Source organism: Nocardia colli, assembly GCF_008704205.1.
GTDB lineage: Bacteria > Actinomycetota > Actinomycetes > Mycobacteriales > Mycobacteriaceae > Nocardia > Nocardia colli.
This window is the reverse complement of sequence record NZ_VXLC01000001.1, coordinates 425,413-441,507: the sequence shown is the minus strand read 5'-3', so window position 1 is coordinate 441,507 and position 16,095 is coordinate 425,413. Positions and strand designations below refer to the sequence as shown.

The following is a 16,095-nucleotide window of genomic DNA, read 5'->3' as shown; positions in this document are numbered from 1 at the left end:
AACGGCGGAGCCGAGCGCCGGCGAGGCGGAGTCGTGAGCGCCGCTGGCGAGGTCGTCGTCGGCCTGGTGATTCTGGTCGGCCTGCTCGGCATCATCGTCCCGATCCTGCCGGGCGTCATCCTGATCTTCGGCGCGATCGCGGTGTGGGCCTTCATGACCGGCGGCGCGACCGCCTGGATCGTCTTCGGCATCAGTACCGCGCTTCTGGTGCTGTCCGGCGTCATCAAATACACCTGGCCCGGCCGGAAGATGAAGGACGCGGGCGTGGCCAACCGCTCGCTGGTGCTCGGCGCGGTCCTCGGCATCGTCGGTTTCTTCGTCATCCCCGTGGTCGGCCTGTTCGTCGGCTTCGTCCTCGGCGTCTACCTCTCCGAACTCCACCGCCTGCGCATCGGCCGACAAGCTTGGCAGTCAACAGTTCACGCGCTCAAGGGCGTCGGCCTGTCCATGCTCATCGAACTCCTCGGCGCCCTGCTCGCCACCGGCGTCTGGGTGATCGGCGCGATCGCCGCCTAGCTACTCGATGACGGGGAACGGAATCGTATCCGCCACTTCGGGTTTGGGCAGGCTGTCGCGGCGGATGGGGAGCGTCGGCTGGTCGGCGTGCAGCAACGGCAGGGTGGGGGCCGGGTCGGCCGGTAGGGGGCGGAGCTTGGCGGGGAGGCGGTAGAACGCGCGGGCGTTGTCTTCCAGGACGGCGAACATGTCGGTGCCGACCACGTCGCAGATGAGGTCGACGTCGGAGTCCTGGAAGGGGCGGCCGGCCCGGGTGCCGGGCAGGTCGGTGCCGAACATCAGGGCTTCCGGGTTGACCGCGTGAATACGGCGCAGGGTGTCGGGGACGCTCATCGCGACCCGGCCGAAACCGGTCGCCTTCACCCGCGCGCCGCGATCCACCAGATCCAGCAGGTAGGGCAGGCCCTCGTCGGACATGCCGAGATGGTCGATGCAGAACACCGGCAGTTTTGAGATCACCGGCTGCAACGACGCGAGCATCTGCCCGTCGATGTAGACCTCGACATGCCAGCCGACCAGCTCGTGCGCCCGCAGCGCCTGCAAGGTCATCCCGGTGATGTCGGCGGCGGCGCGCTTGAGGTTGAACCGCAGCCCGCGCACGCCGATCCGGTCCAGTTCGATGATCTCGTCGTCGGTGGCGTCCAGGTCGAGCCGGGTGACCCCGACCCAGCCCTCGCCGAGCTCGGCGAGGGCCGCCCTCAGGTACGTCTGATCGGTGCCCTGGAAGGACCCGCTGACCACGGCTCCGCCGCCGACCTCGAAGCGGGACATGCGCTTTCGATAGTCGGCGATGGTGAACGGGCCGGGCAGGTAGCCCTCGTTCTCGAACCGCGGGAACCGCGGATCGAAGATGTGGAGATGGGCATCGAACACCTGTACAGAATGCCTCAGTGCGAGTTTTTCTGCTGTCGTGGAGGTAACAAACCGGGTCGGGCTAGACCTTGTGCGGCTCGCTGGCGCGCAGCATGTCCTCGCGCTCGACGACCTTGACCCGCTCGCGGCCCTCGGGCTCGCCGAGCGAGCGCTCGTGCGCGTCCAGGCGATACCAGCCCTGCCAGGTGGTGAACGGAATGCCCTTGCTCTCCAGGAACTCGGTGACCGCGTCCAGCTCCGGCCGCTCGGCCGGGGTGAAGTTCGCGCTGTCGTCGAGCAGGCAGGCCACGGTCTCGTTGGCGTCGCCCTTGGTGTGGCCGATGAGGCCGACCGGGCCGCGCTTGATCCAGCCGGTGACGTAGGTGGCCGGGACGTAACGGTCGGCGCCGTCGGCGTTCTCGTCGCCGATCACCCGGCCCGCCTCGTTCGGCACGGTGCCGGCCTGGTCGTCGAACGGCAGGTTGGTCAGGTTCTGCGACAGGTAGCCGACGGCGCGGTAGACCGCCTGCACGTCCCATTCCTTGAACGTGCCGGTGCCCTTGACGTTGCCGGTGCCCTTGACGTTGCCGGTGCCGTCGAGCTGGGTGCGCTCGGTGCGCAGGCCGACGACCCGGCCGTCCTCGCCGAGGATCTCCGCGGGCGACTCGAAGAAGTGCAGGAACAGCTTGTGCGGGCGGTTGCCGACGTCGCGAATCGCCCACTGCTCGAGCGTGTTCGCGATCATGTCGACCTGCTTGGAGTGCCTGCGCGCGGCCTCGGAGCCCTCGTCGTAGTCGATGTCCTCGGGATCGACGATGACCTCGATGGTCGGCGAATGATCCAGCTCGCGCAGTTCCAGCGGGGTGAACTTGGCCTGCGCCGGGCCGCGGCGGCCGAACACGTGCACCTCGAGCGCCTTGTTCGCCTTGAGGCCGGCGTAGACGTTCGGCGGGATCTCGGTCGGCAGCAGCTCGTCGCCGGTCTTGGCCAGCACGCGGGCCACGTCGAGCGCGACGTTGCCGACGCCGAGCACAGCGACCTTCTCCGCGTCCAGCGGCCAGGTGCGCGGCACGTCCGGGTGGCCGTCGTACCAGGAGACGAAGTCGGCCGCGCCGTAGGAACCGTCCAGGCCGATGCCCGGGATGCCCAGCGCGCGGTCGGCATTGGCGCCGGTGGAGAAGATGACCGCGTCGTAGAAGGTGCGCAGGTCGTCGAGGGTGATGTCGGTGCCGTAGTCGATGTTGCCGAGCAGGCGGACCTGCGGCTTGTCCAGCACCTTGTGCAGGGCGGTGATGATGCCCTTGATCCGCGGGTGGTCCGGCGCGACGCCGTAGCGGATCAGCCCGAACGGCGCGGGCATGCGCTCGAACAGGTCGATGCTCACCTCGGCGTCCGACTTCATCAGGGCGTCGGCGGCATAGATTCCCGCGGGCCCGGCGCCAACGATGGCGATGCGGAGCGGGCGGTCAGCTGCACTCTGTTCGGTCATCTTTTACGCGCACCCTTATGGTCGAGAACAAATTTAACGGCGTCTTCCTTAGCCTAGGCTAAGTTACGCGCTGGCTGGTTGCACCTGACGGCGCGGACACTGCGGTTGTCGGCTCGTGGCCACCTCAGTCGCGGCTATGACAGCAGGCCGCAGTCTCGCGATTCTATCGGTGGCGGCCGAGGCCGCCCTCGGCGGTGCGAGAACTGAACGGATGCCACCCTAGGCGTTCTGTCCGGGTTACCCGATCTCGCGGCGTCGATCCCCGCGTGGCGCACCGGCCTTCGCCGCTCGCCGTCGCACGCGCTGGGGGCGAGCGCCGGATATCCCCGCCGACCAGGGATCATCGTGGCATGAGCGATCAGGAGTCACCCGCCGAGGACGAAGTCATCACGGTCGATCAGACCGACAAGCGTTCCGTGGCACCGTTCGTCGCCGCGGCCGTCATCGCGGTCCTCGTGCTCGGCGCGATCATCATCGGCGGGGTCATGTCGCCCGCTGAGAAAAATGTCACAGATTCCGACCGGATCGCGGCCGCGGTGCGCAACTTCGTCGAGGGGTCCAACAGCACCGACCTGGTGCCCCCACCTGGTGCGGGCTGCGCGGGCTTCGACCCGAAACGCTCCCCACTCGCCGGGCGTTCCGGCGGCGGAAAGACCGTGGAAATCACGAAACTCGTCGATCCGCAGCGCGACGGCGATCGGGCGAAGGCCACGGTCACCACCAAGGTCGACGGCAATGAGCAGACTTCCACCTGGAATCTGACCCGCTCCGGCGACAAATGGTTGGTCTGTAATTGAGCATTCTCATACCGTGAGCAGCCATTTGACAGGGTGACCCTCGTCCAGGCAATCTCAGCAGAAGGTCATGAGAACCAGTGTCAAGCCCCGGCAATACTGGTCGGCAACCCTCCTCCGCGGTGGGGTGCTCCGGGTGACGACCTGGCCGCGCGTCAAACCTGAGCGTGGCAAGTGCGGATTCTAGGAGGGTCCAGATGAGTTATGCCGGTGACATCACCCCGCAGCAGGCTTGGGATCTGTTGCGCGAGAACCCGGAAGCCGTCTTGGTCGACGTGCGCACCGAGGCCGAATGGAAGTTCGTCGGCGTGCCCGACACCAGTTCGATCGAGCGCCCGACGGTACTGATCGAGTGGGTCGATTCGACCGGGACGCGCAACGGCGAGTTCACCGAACAGCTGGTCTCGGCGCTCGACGGGCACAATCCGGAGGCTCCGGTGATCTTCCTGTGTCGCTCCGGCCAGCGCTCGATCGGCGCGGCGATCGCCTCGACCCAGGCCGGGTTCGGCACCTCGTACAACGTGCTCGAGGGCTTCGAGGGCCCGGTCGACGCGGACGGACATCGCGGCGGCGCCGGCTGGCGTGCCCTCGGCCTGCCCTGGCGGCAGTCATGAGTAGCTGCTGTTCGGTGGACGCGTTGTCGCGGAGCTCTGTCGGGAGGCAGTCGTGATCACAGGTGGTGCGTTCGACAAGCCGCTGCCCGAGGGCGTCGGCCCGGCCACCCTCGGCGTGCGAGGCGGGTTGCGCCGCTCCGGTTTCGAGGAAACCTCCGAGGCGCTGTACCTGACCTCCGGCTTCGTCTACGAGAGCGCGGAGGCCGCCGAGGCCGCGTTCACCGGGGACGTGGAGCATTTCGTCTACTCCCGCTACGGCAACCCGACGGTGGCCATGTTCGAGGAGCGGATGCGGCTGCTCGACGGCGCCGAGGCGTGCTTCGCGACCGCGAGCGGAATGTCCGCGGTATTCACCGCTTTGGGCGCGCTGCTCGGCGCGGGTGATCGACTTGTGGCCGCGCGCAGCCTGTTCGGGTCCTGCTTCGTGGTGTGCAACGAGATCCTGCCGCGCTGGGGCGTGCAGACGGTCTTCGTCGACGGCGAGGATCTGGAGCAGTGGGAGCAGGCGCTGTCGGTGCCCACCCAGGCGGTGTTCTTCGAGACGCCGGCCAACCCCATGCAGACCCTCGTCGACGTGCGCCGGGTCACCGAGCTCGCGCATGCCGCGGGCGCGAAGGTGGTGCTGGACAACGTCTTTGCCACCCCATTGCTGCAACGCGGGTTCGAACTCGGTGCCGACGTGGTCGTCTACTCGGGCACCAAGCACATCGACGGCCAGGGCAGGGTGCTCGGCGGCGCGATCCTCGGCGAAAAGGACTACATCGACGGACCGGTGAAAACGCTGATGCGCCATACCGGTCCGGCGCTGAGCCCGTTCAACGCGTGGACGCTGCTCAAGGGCTTGGAGACGATGCCGCTGCGGGTGCGGCATTCGACCGAGTCCGCGTTGCGCATCGCCCGCTTCCTGGAGACCAACAACTCGGTCAGCTGGGTGAAATACCCGTTCCTGGAATCACATCCGCAGCACGACCTGGCCACCAGCCAGATGAGTGCCGGCGGCACCGTGGTCACCTTCGAGCTGAACGCGCCCGCGCACGAGGCGAAGAAGCGGGCCTTCGAGGTGCTCAACCGCCTGCGCATCATCGACATCTCGAACAATCTCGGTGACGCGAAGTCGTTGATCACCCACCCCGCCACCACGACTCATCGCGCGATGGGCCCGGAGGGGCGGGCCACCATCGGCCTCTCCGACGGCGTGGTCCGCATCTCCGTCGGCCTGGAAGATGTCGAGGATCTGCTCGCCGATCTCGACCACGCACTGAGCTGACAACGAGAAAGGCTCCGCCCGTTCGCATTCGGAACGGGCGGAGCCTTTGTCGTCGGATCAGCCGAGTGCGCGCAGGCGCGGCGCCAGGTCGCGCTGGAACAGGTCGAGGAAGCGGCGCTGGTCGTGGCCGGGGGCGTGGAAGACCAGGTGGTTGAGGCCGGCGTCGAGGTAGGGCTTGATCAGGTCGACGGCCTGGTCGGGGTCGCTGGCGACGATCCAGCGCTTGGCGATCTGCTCGATCGGGAGGGCGTCGGCGGCGGCCTCCATCTCGATCGGGTCGGTGATGCTGTGCTTCTGCTCCGGGGTCAGGCTCAGCGGGGCCCAGAAGCGGGTGTTCTCCAGTGCCAGTTCGGGATCGGTGTCGTAGGAGATCTTGATCTCGATCATCCGGTCGATGTCGTCGACGGTGCGGCCTGCCTTGGCGGCGCCCTCGGCGACGGCGGGCATCAGCTTGTCGGTGTAGAGCTCCATGCCCTTGCCGGAGGTGCAGATGAAGCCGTCACCCGCGCGGCCCGCGTAGCGCGCGACCAGCGGTCCGCCGGCCGCGACGTAGACCGGGATGCCACCCTTGGGCACGTCGTAGATGGACGCGCCGACGGTGTTGTAGTACTCGCCGGCGAAGTCGACGCGGTCGCCGGTCCACAGCGCGCGCATCAGCTCGACCGACTCGCGCAGCCGGGCGAAGCGCTCCTTGAATTCCGGCCACTCGCCCTTGTATCCGGTGGCGATCTCGTTCAGCGCCTCGCCGGAGCCGACCCCGAGCATGATCCGGTCGGGGTAGAGACAACCCATGGTGGCGAAGGCTTGCGCGATCACCGCCGGGTTGTAGCGGAACGTGGGGGTGAGCACCGAGGTGCCGAGCTGGATCCGCTTCGTCCGCTCGCCGACCGCGGCCATCCAGGCCAGCGAGAACGGCGCGTGCCCGCCCTTGTGCCGCCACGGCTGGAAGTGATCGCTGACCGACGCGCTGTCCAGACCGTGTTCCTCGGCCAGTACCGCGATCTCCACCAGTTCGCGCGGACCGAACTGTTCCGCCGACGCCTTGTATCCGAGCTTGAGCTCACCCATGTGCGCCACTCCTGTCGCTTCGCTGCACACCTGTGCGGGCATTCCCGCACACCGTTGGTCGGCCGCAGACGCGCTGCGGTCATGCTTGGCTTCAACCGGCGCGGGATCGTGAACGTTCCCGCGCCCCGGTGATCATTTGAGCACTGTCCGGCGCTTTTCGCACATACGTCATACGGCCGTCTTCGACCATAGTCAGCGGTCGTCGAGGGTGTGCGAAGGGTCGCACCCCGACGGACTTACCCCCGGAACCGTGTCTGATAGCGGACAATTGTCTGGTGACTGATGAACCGATCCTGTCCTATCTGACCGACATGGACGGTGTCCTGGTGCACGAGGACCAACTGGTGCCCGGCGCCGACGAGTTCCTCGCCGAGCTGCGCGCCAACGAGACCCCGTTCCTGGTGCTGACCAACAACTCCATCCGCACCCCGCGCGACCTGCAAGCCCGGCTGCGCCACACCGGACTCGACATTCCGGAGGAGGCGATCTGGACCTCCGCCCTGGCCACCGCCACCTTCCTGGACGAGCAGCGCCCGAACGGAACCGCCTACGTGGTCGGCGAATCCGGCCTCACCACCGCGTTGCACGAGATCGGCTATGTGCTCACCGACAGCAACCCCGACTACGTGGTGCTCGGCGAGACGCGCAACTACTCGTTCGAGGCGATCACCACCGCGATCCGCCTGATCGAGCGCGGCGCGAGCTTCATCGCGACCAACCCCGACCCGACCGGCCCGTCCCGCGACGGCTCGCTGCCCGCGACCGGCTCGGTGGCCGCGCTGATCACCCGCGCCACCGGCCGCGACCCGTACTACATCGGCAAGCCGAACCCGCTGATGATGCGTTCGGCGCTGCGCCGGATCGGCGCGCACTCGCAGTCGACGGTGATGATCGGCGACCGGATGGACACCGACGTCATCTCCGGGCTGGAGGCAGGCATGCGCACCATCCTGGTGACCACCGGCATCTCCACCCGCGCCTCGGTCGAGGCGTACCCCTACCGGCCGACGCTGGTGCTGGACTCCGTCGCCGATCTGGTCGGGCGGACGAAGGAGCCGTTCGCCGGCTGATCGTTTCTCACCGTTCCGCGGCGATCGCGTCCAACGCGGTGGACAGCATGGTGAGCATCTTCACCGTCGCCGCGAGCTGTTCGTAGCCGAGCTCGTCGACCAGGCGCTTGGCCATGATCGCGTGCTGCGGATTGATCCGCCGCACGGCCGCGAGCCCCGCCTCGGTGGCCGCGACCAGCTTCGCGCGCCGGTGCGCGGGGTTCGGCCGGTACTCGGCAAGACCCTTGTCCACCAGCAAGTCTGCGATGCGCTGCACGCTCTGCCTGGTGATGCCCATTTCCCTGGCGATGCCCGCCACCGGTAGCGGTTCGGACGTCACCGCGCCGAGCACCTGCCACCACGCCGCGGTGAGCCCGGCTGGGCCGGCCAGGTCCTCGGCGATCGCGAGGAATTGGCCGTTCAGGCGGAATGATGTGATGGCGGCCGTCGCGAACAGCTCCTGTTCGTTCCTCGTCACGTGCACCTCCTGGCGATCCGGCCGTTCGACCGGATCGCCGCATTGTTCCTCATCCGGCGTGCACCACGGACCGTTGTTCCTCGTACTCGGCGAGCACCATCCAGCCCGCCGGGTCCGAGTGGCCGTACAGCCGGTACCACCCGTCGAGCACGTGCGGCTCGTACACGCCGAGCCGGCCGAGTGCCGCGCGGGCGAATTCGAACGGCGACGTCCCGCCCGCCGTGATCAGATCGCCGTCGGTCACCGCGGCCTCCTCCACATAGTTCTCCGCGCCCGCGTATCCGCTGTACAGCAAGAACTCCCGCACATTGCTCGTGTGCGCGCGTGAATCGAGCAGACCTTCCTTCGCCAGCCCGAGCGTCGCGCCGCAGATCGCCGCGACCGGAACGCCCGCGGCCAGGAACTCGCGCGCCTTGGCCGCGAACGGCGTCAGCTCCGCGCCGTCCCACGTGTCCGCCCCGGCCAGGATCAGCATCGCGCTGTCGGCCGGCGTCAGCTCGGCGAGCGTCATGTCCGGCACGATCCGCATCCCGCCGAGCGTGGTGATCGGATCCTTGGTCAGCCCAACCGTTTTCGTCTGCCACGTGCCCGGCTCCCGCTGCCAGGTCGTCCGGTTGATGTGCGCCGTGGTGGCGCCGATCTCCCAGTCGGCGAAGGTGTCGTAGACGGCAACGTGAACTGTTTTCTTGGTCATGACAGTATCCTGTCATATTTGACAGCATGCTGTCAATGGTCCGGATATGCGCGATTAAGCTGGGCGTATGCGGATCTCGGTGGCTGCGGACGAACGCGTCGGCGTGGCACAGGAACTGATCGAGGAGCTGGCCCGGCGCGGACACGAGACGCTCCGGCACGGCGCGCTCGCGGACGGCGAACGCGACGACTGGGCCTGGGCGAGCGCGGCGGCGGCCCGCGACGTCGCGCAGGGCCGCGCCGAACAGGCGATCGTCTGCTGCTGGACCGGAACCGGCGCGTCGATCGCGGCCAACAAGGTGGCCGGCATCCGCGCGGCGCTCTGCGTCGATGCCGCGACGGCCGCGGGCGCGCGTCAGTGGAACGACGCGAATGTCCTTGCGCTGAGCCTACGTTCGACCTCCAGCGCGGAACTCCGGGAAATCCTGGACGCCTGGTTCGCCGGTCGGCCGAGCGCCGAGGCCGACGACCGGGCCAACATCGCGCACCTGTCGGCGATCGAACGCGCCGACGAGTCGTGAATTACGCCCGGTGCAGGGCGAAGATGCGCAGGTCGCGGGTGGTGCGATTCTTGTAAGCGGCGTAGGCGCCGGTGAGCTCCACGAAGCGGGCGAAGATCGTGTCCTTGGCGTCGGCGTCGACCAGACTGGCCCGTACCGGGAGCCGATGGCCCGCGATGGCGACCGTCGCGGCCGGGGTGGCGAGCAGGTTGGCGGTCCAAGCCGGGTGGCGCTCCTGGCCGAAGTTGCTGCCGATCACATACAGGACATCGCCGTCGTGCACGCAGAGCAGCGGCTGGGTGCGCGGCTGACCGGACTTGCGGCCGATGGTGGTCAGCAGGATCACCGGGGCGCCGATCGGACCGAGCACCGTGTACTTGGCATCGGTGCGTTCGAGCACGGCGCGATCCAGCGGGGTGATCTTGCGGATGAACCAGGAACCGGGCTTGGTCGCCGCGAACTTGTTTGCCAGTCGGGACAGTGCGTTGGTGCGCGAACCCCACTGCCGGTTCGGAAACTGCTCAGCCATGCCCGGACTATAGCGGCCGGACGTTTCCGAACAGCTGGTGACGACCGTCTCGCGGAGCAGCCCGGTTAGCCGCTTATTCACTAAGCTTTCGGACATGGCCGATCACGCTCCGTCCACCGTCTACATCGCCTCGCCCGAAGGCGACACCGGGAAGTCGACGGTGGCCCTCGGGGTGTTGCAGATGCTGTGCGCGACCACCGCGCGGGTCGGCGTGTTCCGGCCGATCACCCGGTCGACCACCGAACCCGACTACATCCTCGAGCTGCTGCTCGAGCACAGCACCGCCGACATCGACTACGCGCAGGCCACCGGCGTCACCTACGAGCAGGTGCACGCCGACCCGGACGCCGCGATCAGCGAGATCGTGATGCGCTTCCACGAGGTGGCGAAGGTGTGCGACGCGGTGGTGGTGGTCGGCAGCGATTACACCGATGTCGCCAGCCCCAGTGAGCTGCGTTTCAACGCCCGGATCGCGGTGAATCTCGGCGCCCCCGTGCTGCTCGTGGTGCGCGGCTCTGGCCGCACGCCCGCCGAGGTGAAGCACCTGGCCGAGCTGTGTGAGAGCGAGCTGGTCCTCGAACACGCGCAACTGGTCGCGATCATCGCCAACCGCTGCGACCCGGACCACATCGACGACGTCTCCGCCACGTTGCGGGCCTTCCAGGTGCCGACCTGGACGCTGCCGGAGGTGCCGCTGCTTATCTCGCCGACCATGGCCGAACTCTGTAGCGCCATCGACGGCGAAATGTACAGCGGCGACCAGGAATTGCTGCAACGCGAGGCGCTGAAGATCATGGTCGGCGGCATGACCGCCGAGCACATTCTGGAGCGGCTGGTCGACGGCGTCGTGGTGATCGCGCCCGGCGACCGCTCCGACGTGCTGCTCAGCGTGGTGAACGCGCATGAGGCAGAAGGCTTTCCGTCGCTGTCCGGGATCATCATGAACGGCGGCATGCTGCCCCATCCCGCGGTGGCGCGGCTGATGAGCGGGTTGAAGCCGAAGCTGCCGATCCTCACCACCGAGCTCGGCACCTACGACACCGCGAGCGCCGCCTACCGCACCCGCGGCCGCATGTCGGCCGGCAGCCCGCGCAAGGTCGACACCGCCCTCGCGCTGATGGAGGAGCACGTCGACGCGGCAGAGTTGTTGCGCCGCATCGAGGTTCCGCTGACCAGCGTGGTCACCCCGCAGATGTTCGAGTACCAGCTCATCGAACGCGCCAGGGGCGACCGCAAGCGCATCGTGCTGCCCGAGGGCGACGACGACCGCATCCTGCGCGCGGCCGGGCGGGTGCTGCAACGCAAGATCGCCGACCTGGTCATCCTCGGCGACGAGCAGTCGATCCGAGCCCGCGCCGCCGAACTCGGCGTCGACATCTCCGCCGCGCAGGTGCTCGATCCCCAAACCTCCGGCCACCTCGACGATTTCGCCAAGGAATACACCGAGATGCGCAAGCACAAGGGGATGACCGTCGAGCGTGCCCGCGAAACCATGGCCGACATCTCGTATTTCGGCACGATGATGGTCTACAAGGGGATCGCCGACGGCATGGTGTCGGGCGCCGCGCACACCACGGCGCACACCATCCGGCCGTCGTTCGAGATCATCAAGACGGTGCCCGGCGTCTCCACCGTGTCCAGCGTGTTCCTGATGTGCCTGGCCGACCGGGTGCTGGCCTATGGCGACTGCGCGGTGGTGCCCGATCCGACATCGGAGCAGCTGGCCGACATCGCCATCTCCTCGGCGGCCACCGCGGCCCGGTTCGGCATCGAGCCGCGGATCGCCATGCTGTCCTACTCGACCGGCGAGTCCGGCAGCGGCGCGGACGTGGACAAGGTGCGGGTGGCGACCAAGCTGGTCCGCGAGCGGGCGCCGCAGCTGCCGGTGGAGGGCCCGATCCAGTACGACGCGGCGATCGAGCCGACCGTCGCCACCACCAAGCTGCCCGATTCCGAAGTGGCCGGTAAGGCAACGGTATTCGTGTTCCCCGATCTCAATACCGGCAACAACACCTACAAGGCGGTGCAGCGCAGCGCCGGCGCGATCGCCATCGGCCCGGTGTTGCAGGGTCTGCGCAAGCCGGTCAACGATCTGTCCCGCGGCGCGCTGGTCGCCGACATCGTCAACACCGTGGCGATCACCGCGATCCAGGCGCAGGGCGAGTGATGGTGTCTATCGCGACACAGCCGGTTCGCGCCGCGGAACAGGTGGTCCGCGCGCGTGGTTGCTGAGGGAGTGCGGGAACACCGCCGAACACGGGAGGCGCGATGACCGAGGCTGCCGACGACCTGGTGCTGGTGATCAATTCCGGCTCGTCGTCGATCAAATACCAGCTGCTGGACCCGGAGTCGGGCGCGGTGACCGCGTCCGGCATGGTCGACCGGATCGGCGAGCACAACGCCGGGATCGAGCATCAGGCCGACGGCGCGACCACCGAGCGGCGCGGCGCCGTCGCCGATCACACCGCCGGGCTGCGGCTGATCTTCGACATGTTCGCCGAGACCGGGCACGACTTGGCCGAAGCTGGGGTTCGTGCGGTCGGGCATCGGGTGGTGCACGGCGGTGAGGTGTTCTATCGGCCTACGTTGATCGATGACGCGGTCGTCGCGGCCATCAGCGAACTGTCTTCGCTTGCCCCGCTGCATAATCCGGCGAACGTCGCAGGTATCGAGAGCGCGCGCGAGCTGCTGCCGGACGTGCCGCAGGTCGCGGTGTTCGACACCGCGTTCTTCCACGGGCTGCCCGATGCCGCCAAGACCTACGCCATCGATGCGAAAGTCGCTGCCGCACATGGAATTCGGAAGTACGGGTTCCATGGCACGTCGCATGAGTACGTGTCCGGTCAGGTCGCCGAGTTCCTCGGCCGCGATCCGGCCGACCTGAATCAGATTGTCTTCCACCTGGGTAACGGCGCCTCGGCCTCCGCGATCCGCGGCGGGTCTCCGACCGACACCACCATGGGCCTGACCCCCTTGGAGGGCTTGGTGATGGGCACCCGGTCCGGCGACCTCGACCCCGGCATCATCGCGCATCTCGTGCGTTCGGCCCATCTCGACATCGACCAGATCGACAAGCTGCTGAACCGCGACTCCGGCATCAAGGGTCTGTCCGGCGTCAACGACTTCCGCGAGCTCCAGGGCCTCATCGAAAAGGGCGACGCCGCAGCGAAACTCGCCTACGACGTTTACATCCACCGCCTGCGCCGCTACCTCGGCGCCTACCTGATCGACCTGGGCGGCGTCGACGCCATCACCTTCACCGCGGGCGTCGGCGAGAACAGCCCGCAGGTCCGCGCCGATGCGCTGGCCGGCCTGTCCCGCTTCGGCATCGAGGTGGATCCCGCCGCCAACACCGCGAAATCCCGTGTTGCCCGCCGCATTTCGCCGCCGGACGCGGAGGTGGCGGTGCTGGTCGTCCCCACGAACGAAGAACTGGCGATCGCCCGCGCCGCCCACCGAGTAGCCGAAACCGTCTAGTCGGCAACAGATCTCGTCGAACCTGGAACTGGCCTGACTTCGCGGAGAGGCGGGAGAAGCCCGGTCGGGAGGGAAAGCCGACCGGGCCGGATCCGCCGCTATAGCAGGCGCACCGGATGGTCCCGCTCGCCGCATGGCTTCCGGAGGGCAGTCCGGTGACCTACCTCGGGACCGGCGAGGGCATCGCTGTCCCGGGGCCTGCGGTGGTCCGGTGCGGGGTCTCGGTGTGACTGCGCGAACCTGATCCGAGAGAGATTCTGCCGAACCCATCGTGAGGATTTCGTGAGCGGTCTACACCCAGGTCTTGGCGCGGATCGAATTGGCCAGGTCCACCAGGGCATAGCGGTGATTGCGGCCGGGAGCACTGCGCGCGAGGGCCCGCAGGCCAGCCTCGGTCCCCTCCCGCAGACAGCGTTCGGTGAACGGCGCGCCGAACAGCGTCGCGTCGGAACGCTTCGGTGTATTGCCGGCCTGCAACCAGGCCAGCGCTGCCCCGAGCACGAGGACCCGCATCTGCACGGTCCGGCCTTCCCCGGTCGGCAGGCTCTGCACCCGGGACGCGGAGACATGCAGGGTGGACTCGTCGAGTTCGGCCACCGGGGCGGCGGTGAGCAACAGCAGCACCGCGGTCATCCGGGCGGTGGTGAAATGCCTTGACGCGGCCGGTACTTCGTCGAGCGCGTGCACCGCGTCCACCACCCGATCGACCGAGGCCAGCTGGCGGGCCAGCCCGAAGGCGGCGCTCACCACCGCGCGATCGGTACGCCAGACGGTGGCGTAGAACTTCTCCGCGTACGCCCGCCACTGTTCCGGATCGGGCGAATCCCAGTGTTGCAGCACGAGTTCCGCGGTGGCGGCCAGCGCGAGCTTGGGCCCGATCTCGCCGGGCAGCACCCGCAGCACGTCGTCGAAGCTGGCGAAGGCCTGCTCGTATTCCACGTCGAGCAGCAGGGCCAGGCCGCGATACCAGCCGACGCGCCAGTCGTTTTCGGGTAATCGCGTGAGCAGATGCAGCACCGAGGACGACTCGCCGAGGTCGAGGCGGACCTTGGCCTCGGCCAGCCGCAGCTCCAGGTCCAGGGTCTCCGGCGCGTTGCCGGGGTCGGTCTCGGCCCGTTCCATCGCGGCGCGCAGCGCCTCCAGCGACTCGGCCGGATCGGCATGCACCGTCGTGGCCAGCAGCGGCGCCGACGGGTCCGCCGAGTCGAGCAGCGGAATGGGCAGCGCCGCAACCACATCCCGCGCCTCGAGTTGCTTGCTGCGGGCCCGGCCGTCGGCGTACGCGTCGGTCTGCCGGATCAGCTCCTCGGTGCCGAAACTGCCCCGCGGCGGGCTGAACACCGTCGACAACTGCGGATGTTCGGTCGAGGTCTCCAGCGCGAGGATTTCCCGCAGCACCCCGGACAGCTGCGCGGACATGGCCCGGGCGGACGGGAATCGGCGCTCCGGGTCCGGATCGGTCGCGCACAGCAGCAGCCGGTGGAAGAACTCGTAACGCGCCAGCACGGGATGATCCGCGGGGTCCGGGATGCCGTCGAGATAGCGGCCCTGCTCCATCGGCATCTCGAGCGTGAGCACGGCCAGCGTGCGCCCGACGGTGTAGATGTCCGACGCGACGGTAGGCCCCGTCTTCGCGATCTCGGGTGCCTGAAATCCCCTGGTGCCGTAGAGATTTCCGTACGACTCGATGGTGGCGACCGCCCCGAGATCGATCAGCTTCACCTGATCCTCGGTGACCATGATGTTGTCCGGCTTGAGATCGTTGTAGGTCAGCCCGATCGAGTGTAGATACTCCAGCGCGGGCAGGATCTCCAGCAGGTAGGCGATCGCCTCGGCGACCGGCATCCGGTACGGGCGCTGATAGGAGTTGAGGATCTCGCGCAGCGAGCGCCCGCCCACGTACTCCATGACGATGTAGCCGATCGGCGCACCGTCGCGATCGGTGTGCTCGACGAAGTTGTGGATCTTGACGATGCTGGCGTGTGCCACCTCGGCGAGGAACTGGCGCTCGGCGACGGCGACCGCCTGCGCTTCCGCGTCACCGGTGTGCAGCAGGCCCTTGAGCACCACCCAGCGATCGCTGACGTTGCGGTCGATCGCCAGATAGATCCAGCCGAGCCCGCCGTGCGCGATGCAGCCCTGCACCTCGTACTGGCCGGACACGACGTCGCCCTCGTGCAGCGACGGCCGGAAATCGTAAGGGGCGCCGCAGGTATCGCAGGTGCCGGTGGTCACCGCGGGGCGGATGGCGCTGGCCCGGCCGACCGGGTTGCCACACCGCCAGCAGAACCGTTTGCCTTCGGACACAACGGGATCGATCAGCACGGCGGCCCGCGGATCGGCCGGTTCGACCGTCTGGATCGGCACCAGCCCGCCGCCGAGCCTGCGCACCGTCGGCCGGGACCGGGCCGTGCGCACGCTGCGGCCCGAGGTCCGCATCGTCGCCGCCGAGTCCGGCTCGGAGTCGGTTCGCCAAGCGCCGATGATGGTTTCGGCCGAGGCCGCCTGGCTGGGCGTCGGCCGGGTACCGCGCGCCAGCTCCGTGTGCGCCGGCTCGTCGGCCCCGTCGCTCGCCTTGCCCGACGCACGTTGACGACCTGGCGTCAGCTCGGTGCGCATCGGTTCCACGGCTCCGTCGCCTGCCTCGCTCGGCGCAGGCCGACGACCCCGGGACAGTTCGGTAGGGACCGGCTCGTCCCCGGCCACGGGCGGTGCGGCGGTGGCTTCGTCCGCGTCGGGGGTGGCGTCGTCCGCTGTGTTCATCGGCCG

15 protein-coding genes and 1 riboswitch are annotated in these 16,095 nt (G+C 68.3%); of the genes, 8 read left to right on the top strand and 7 right to left on the bottom strand.

The features are described 5' to 3' along the window. Window positions 1–33 precede the first annotated feature (33 nt). Window positions 34–516: a DUF456 domain-containing protein gene (locus F3087_RS02210; RefSeq protein ID WP_150400064.1), complete on the top strand. Its 483-nt coding sequence runs from the start codon at window positions 34–36 to the stop codon at window positions 514–516. On the opposite strand, the gene F3087_RS02205 is transcribed toward F3087_RS02210, so the two are convergent. Both F3087_RS02205 and F3087_RS02200 read right to left on the bottom strand, forming a co-directional pair. Then, on the bottom strand, window positions 517–1,389 hold the full coding sequence (locus F3087_RS02205) for an amidohydrolase family protein (RefSeq protein ID WP_150400063.1): 873 nt from the start codon (window positions 1,387–1,389) through the stop codon (window positions 517–519). A 61-nt stretch (window positions 1,390–1,450) separates the two neighbouring features. After that, window positions 1,451–2,857, bottom strand: coding sequence for an FAD-dependent oxidoreductase (locus tag F3087_RS02200; protein WP_150400062.1), 1,407 nt, complete (start codon window positions 2,855–2,857; stop codon window positions 1,451–1,453). Between the two features lie 350 nt (window positions 2,858–3,207). On the opposite strand from F3087_RS02200, the gene F3087_RS02195 reads away from it, so the two are divergent. From F3087_RS02195 to F3087_RS02185, 3 genes are all read left to right on the top strand, one after another. Beyond that, complete coding sequence (locus F3087_RS02195) at window positions 3,208–3,654, top strand: Rv0361 family membrane protein (protein ID WP_150400061.1); 447 nt, start codon at window positions 3,208–3,210, stop codon at window positions 3,652–3,654. Window positions 3,655–3,717: 63 nt separating this feature from the next. Continuing rightward, window positions 3,718–3,834: riboswitch (SAM riboswitch) on the top strand. Between the two features lie 14 nt (window positions 3,835–3,848). After that, window positions 3,849–4,265: a rhodanese-like domain-containing protein gene (locus F3087_RS02190; RefSeq protein ID WP_150400060.1), complete on the top strand. Its 417-nt coding sequence runs from the start codon at window positions 3,849–3,851 to the stop codon at window positions 4,263–4,265. Window positions 4,266–4,317: 52 nt separating this feature from the next. Further along, the gene (locus F3087_RS02185; RefSeq protein ID WP_150400059.1) at window positions 4,318–5,532 is read left to right on the top strand and encodes an O-succinylhomoserine sulfhydrylase; all 1,215 of its coding nucleotides are present in this window, start codon (window positions 4,318–4,320) and stop codon (window positions 5,530–5,532) included. 57 nt (window positions 5,533–5,589) lie between these two features. On the opposite strand, the gene fgd is transcribed toward F3087_RS02185, so the two are convergent. Beyond that, window positions 5,590–6,600 carry a glucose-6-phosphate dehydrogenase (coenzyme-F420) gene (gene fgd / locus F3087_RS02180; protein WP_150400058.1) on the bottom strand — a complete coding sequence of 337 codons (1,011 nt, stop codon included), beginning with the start codon at window positions 6,598–6,600 and terminating at the stop codon, window positions 5,590–5,592. Window positions 6,601–6,911: 311 nt separating this feature from the next. On the opposite strand from fgd, the gene F3087_RS02175 reads away from it, so the two are divergent. Further along, window positions 6,912–7,670 (top strand): HAD-IIA family hydrolase, encoded by a 759-nt coding sequence (locus F3087_RS02175; protein ID WP_150400851.1) that lies wholly within the window; start codon window positions 6,912–6,914, stop codon window positions 7,668–7,670. Between the two features lie 7 nt (window positions 7,671–7,677). Here the strand turns inward: F3087_RS02175 and F3087_RS02170 are convergent, their stop codons facing one another. After that, the gene (locus F3087_RS02170) at window positions 7,678–8,127 is read right to left on the bottom strand and encodes a MarR family winged helix-turn-helix transcriptional regulator (protein ID WP_150400057.1); all 450 of its coding nucleotides are present in this window, start codon (window positions 8,125–8,127) and stop codon (window positions 7,678–7,680) included. Window positions 8,128–8,176: 49 nt separating this feature from the next. Then, window positions 8,177–8,821 carry a type 1 glutamine amidotransferase family protein gene (locus F3087_RS02165; RefSeq protein ID WP_150400056.1) on the bottom strand — a complete coding sequence of 215 codons (645 nt, stop codon included), beginning with the start codon at window positions 8,819–8,821 and terminating at the stop codon, window positions 8,177–8,179. 67 nt (window positions 8,822–8,888) lie between these two features. Between F3087_RS02165 and F3087_RS02160 the strand changes: the two genes are divergently transcribed. After that, window positions 8,889–9,341: an RpiB/LacA/LacB family sugar-phosphate isomerase gene (locus F3087_RS02160; RefSeq protein WP_150400055.1), complete on the top strand. Its 453-nt coding sequence runs from the start codon at window positions 8,889–8,891 to the stop codon at window positions 9,339–9,341. Window position 9,342: 1 nt separating this feature from the next. Here the strand turns inward: F3087_RS02160 and F3087_RS02155 are convergent, their stop codons facing one another. Continuing rightward, complete coding sequence (locus F3087_RS02155) at window positions 9,343–9,849, bottom strand: nitroreductase family deazaflavin-dependent oxidoreductase (protein ID WP_150400054.1); 507 nt, start codon at window positions 9,847–9,849, stop codon at window positions 9,343–9,345. Window positions 9,850–9,943: 94 nt separating this feature from the next. Between F3087_RS02155 and pta the strand changes: the two genes are divergently transcribed. Beyond that, the gene (gene pta / locus F3087_RS02150; RefSeq protein ID WP_150400053.1) at window positions 9,944–12,016 is read left to right on the top strand and encodes a phosphate acetyltransferase; all 2,073 of its coding nucleotides are present in this window, start codon (window positions 9,944–9,946) and stop codon (window positions 12,014–12,016) included. 101 nt (window positions 12,017–12,117) lie between these two features. After that, window positions 12,118–13,326: an acetate kinase gene (locus F3087_RS02145; RefSeq protein WP_150400052.1), complete on the top strand. Its 1,209-nt coding sequence runs from the start codon at window positions 12,118–12,120 to the stop codon at window positions 13,324–13,326. Between the two features lie 291 nt (window positions 13,327–13,617). Here F3087_RS02145 and F3087_RS02140 read toward each other — a convergent pair whose 3' ends face one another. Continuing rightward, on the bottom strand, window positions 13,618–16,089 hold the full coding sequence (locus F3087_RS02140) for a serine/threonine-protein kinase PknG (protein WP_150400051.1): 2,472 nt from the start codon (window positions 16,087–16,089) through the stop codon (window positions 13,618–13,620). Window positions 16,090–16,095 lie beyond the last annotated feature (6 nt).

Coding starts and splice junctions, on each gene's coding strand:
- F3087_RS02175 (WP_150400851.1), top strand. CDS start 6,912: ATGGACGGTGTCCTGGTGCACGAGGACCAACTGGTGCCCGGCGCCGAC.
- F3087_RS02200 (WP_150400062.1), bottom strand. CDS start 2,857: ATGACCGAACAGAGTGCAGCTGACCGCCCGCTCCGCATCGCCATCGTT.
- F3087_RS02145 (WP_150400052.1), top strand. CDS start 12,118: ATGACCGAGGCTGCCGACGACCTGGTGCTGGTGATCAATTCCGGCTCG.
- F3087_RS02195 (WP_150400061.1), top strand. CDS start 3,208: ATGAGCGATCAGGAGTCACCCGCCGAGGACGAAGTCATCACGGTCGAT.
- F3087_RS02155 (WP_150400054.1), bottom strand. CDS start 9,849: ATGGCTGAGCAGTTTCCGAACCGGCAGTGGGGTTCGCGCACCAACGCA.
- F3087_RS02140 (WP_150400051.1), bottom strand. CDS start 16,089: ATGAACACAGCGGACGACGCCACCCCCGACGCGGACGAAGCCACCGCC.
- F3087_RS02160 (WP_150400055.1), top strand. CDS start 8,889: ATGCGGATCTCGGTGGCTGCGGACGAACGCGTCGGCGTGGCACAGGAA.
- F3087_RS02165 (WP_150400056.1), bottom strand. CDS start 8,821: ATGACCAAGAAAACAGTTCACGTTGCCGTCTACGACACCTTCGCCGAC.
- fgd (WP_150400058.1), bottom strand. CDS start 6,600: ATGGGTGAGCTCAAGCTCGGATACAAGGCGTCGGCGGAACAGTTCGGT.
- F3087_RS02190 (WP_150400060.1), top strand. CDS start 3,849: ATGAGTTATGCCGGTGACATCACCCCGCAGCAGGCTTGGGATCTGTTG.
- pta (WP_150400053.1), top strand. CDS start 9,944: ATGGCCGATCACGCTCCGTCCACCGTCTACATCGCCTCGCCCGAAGGC.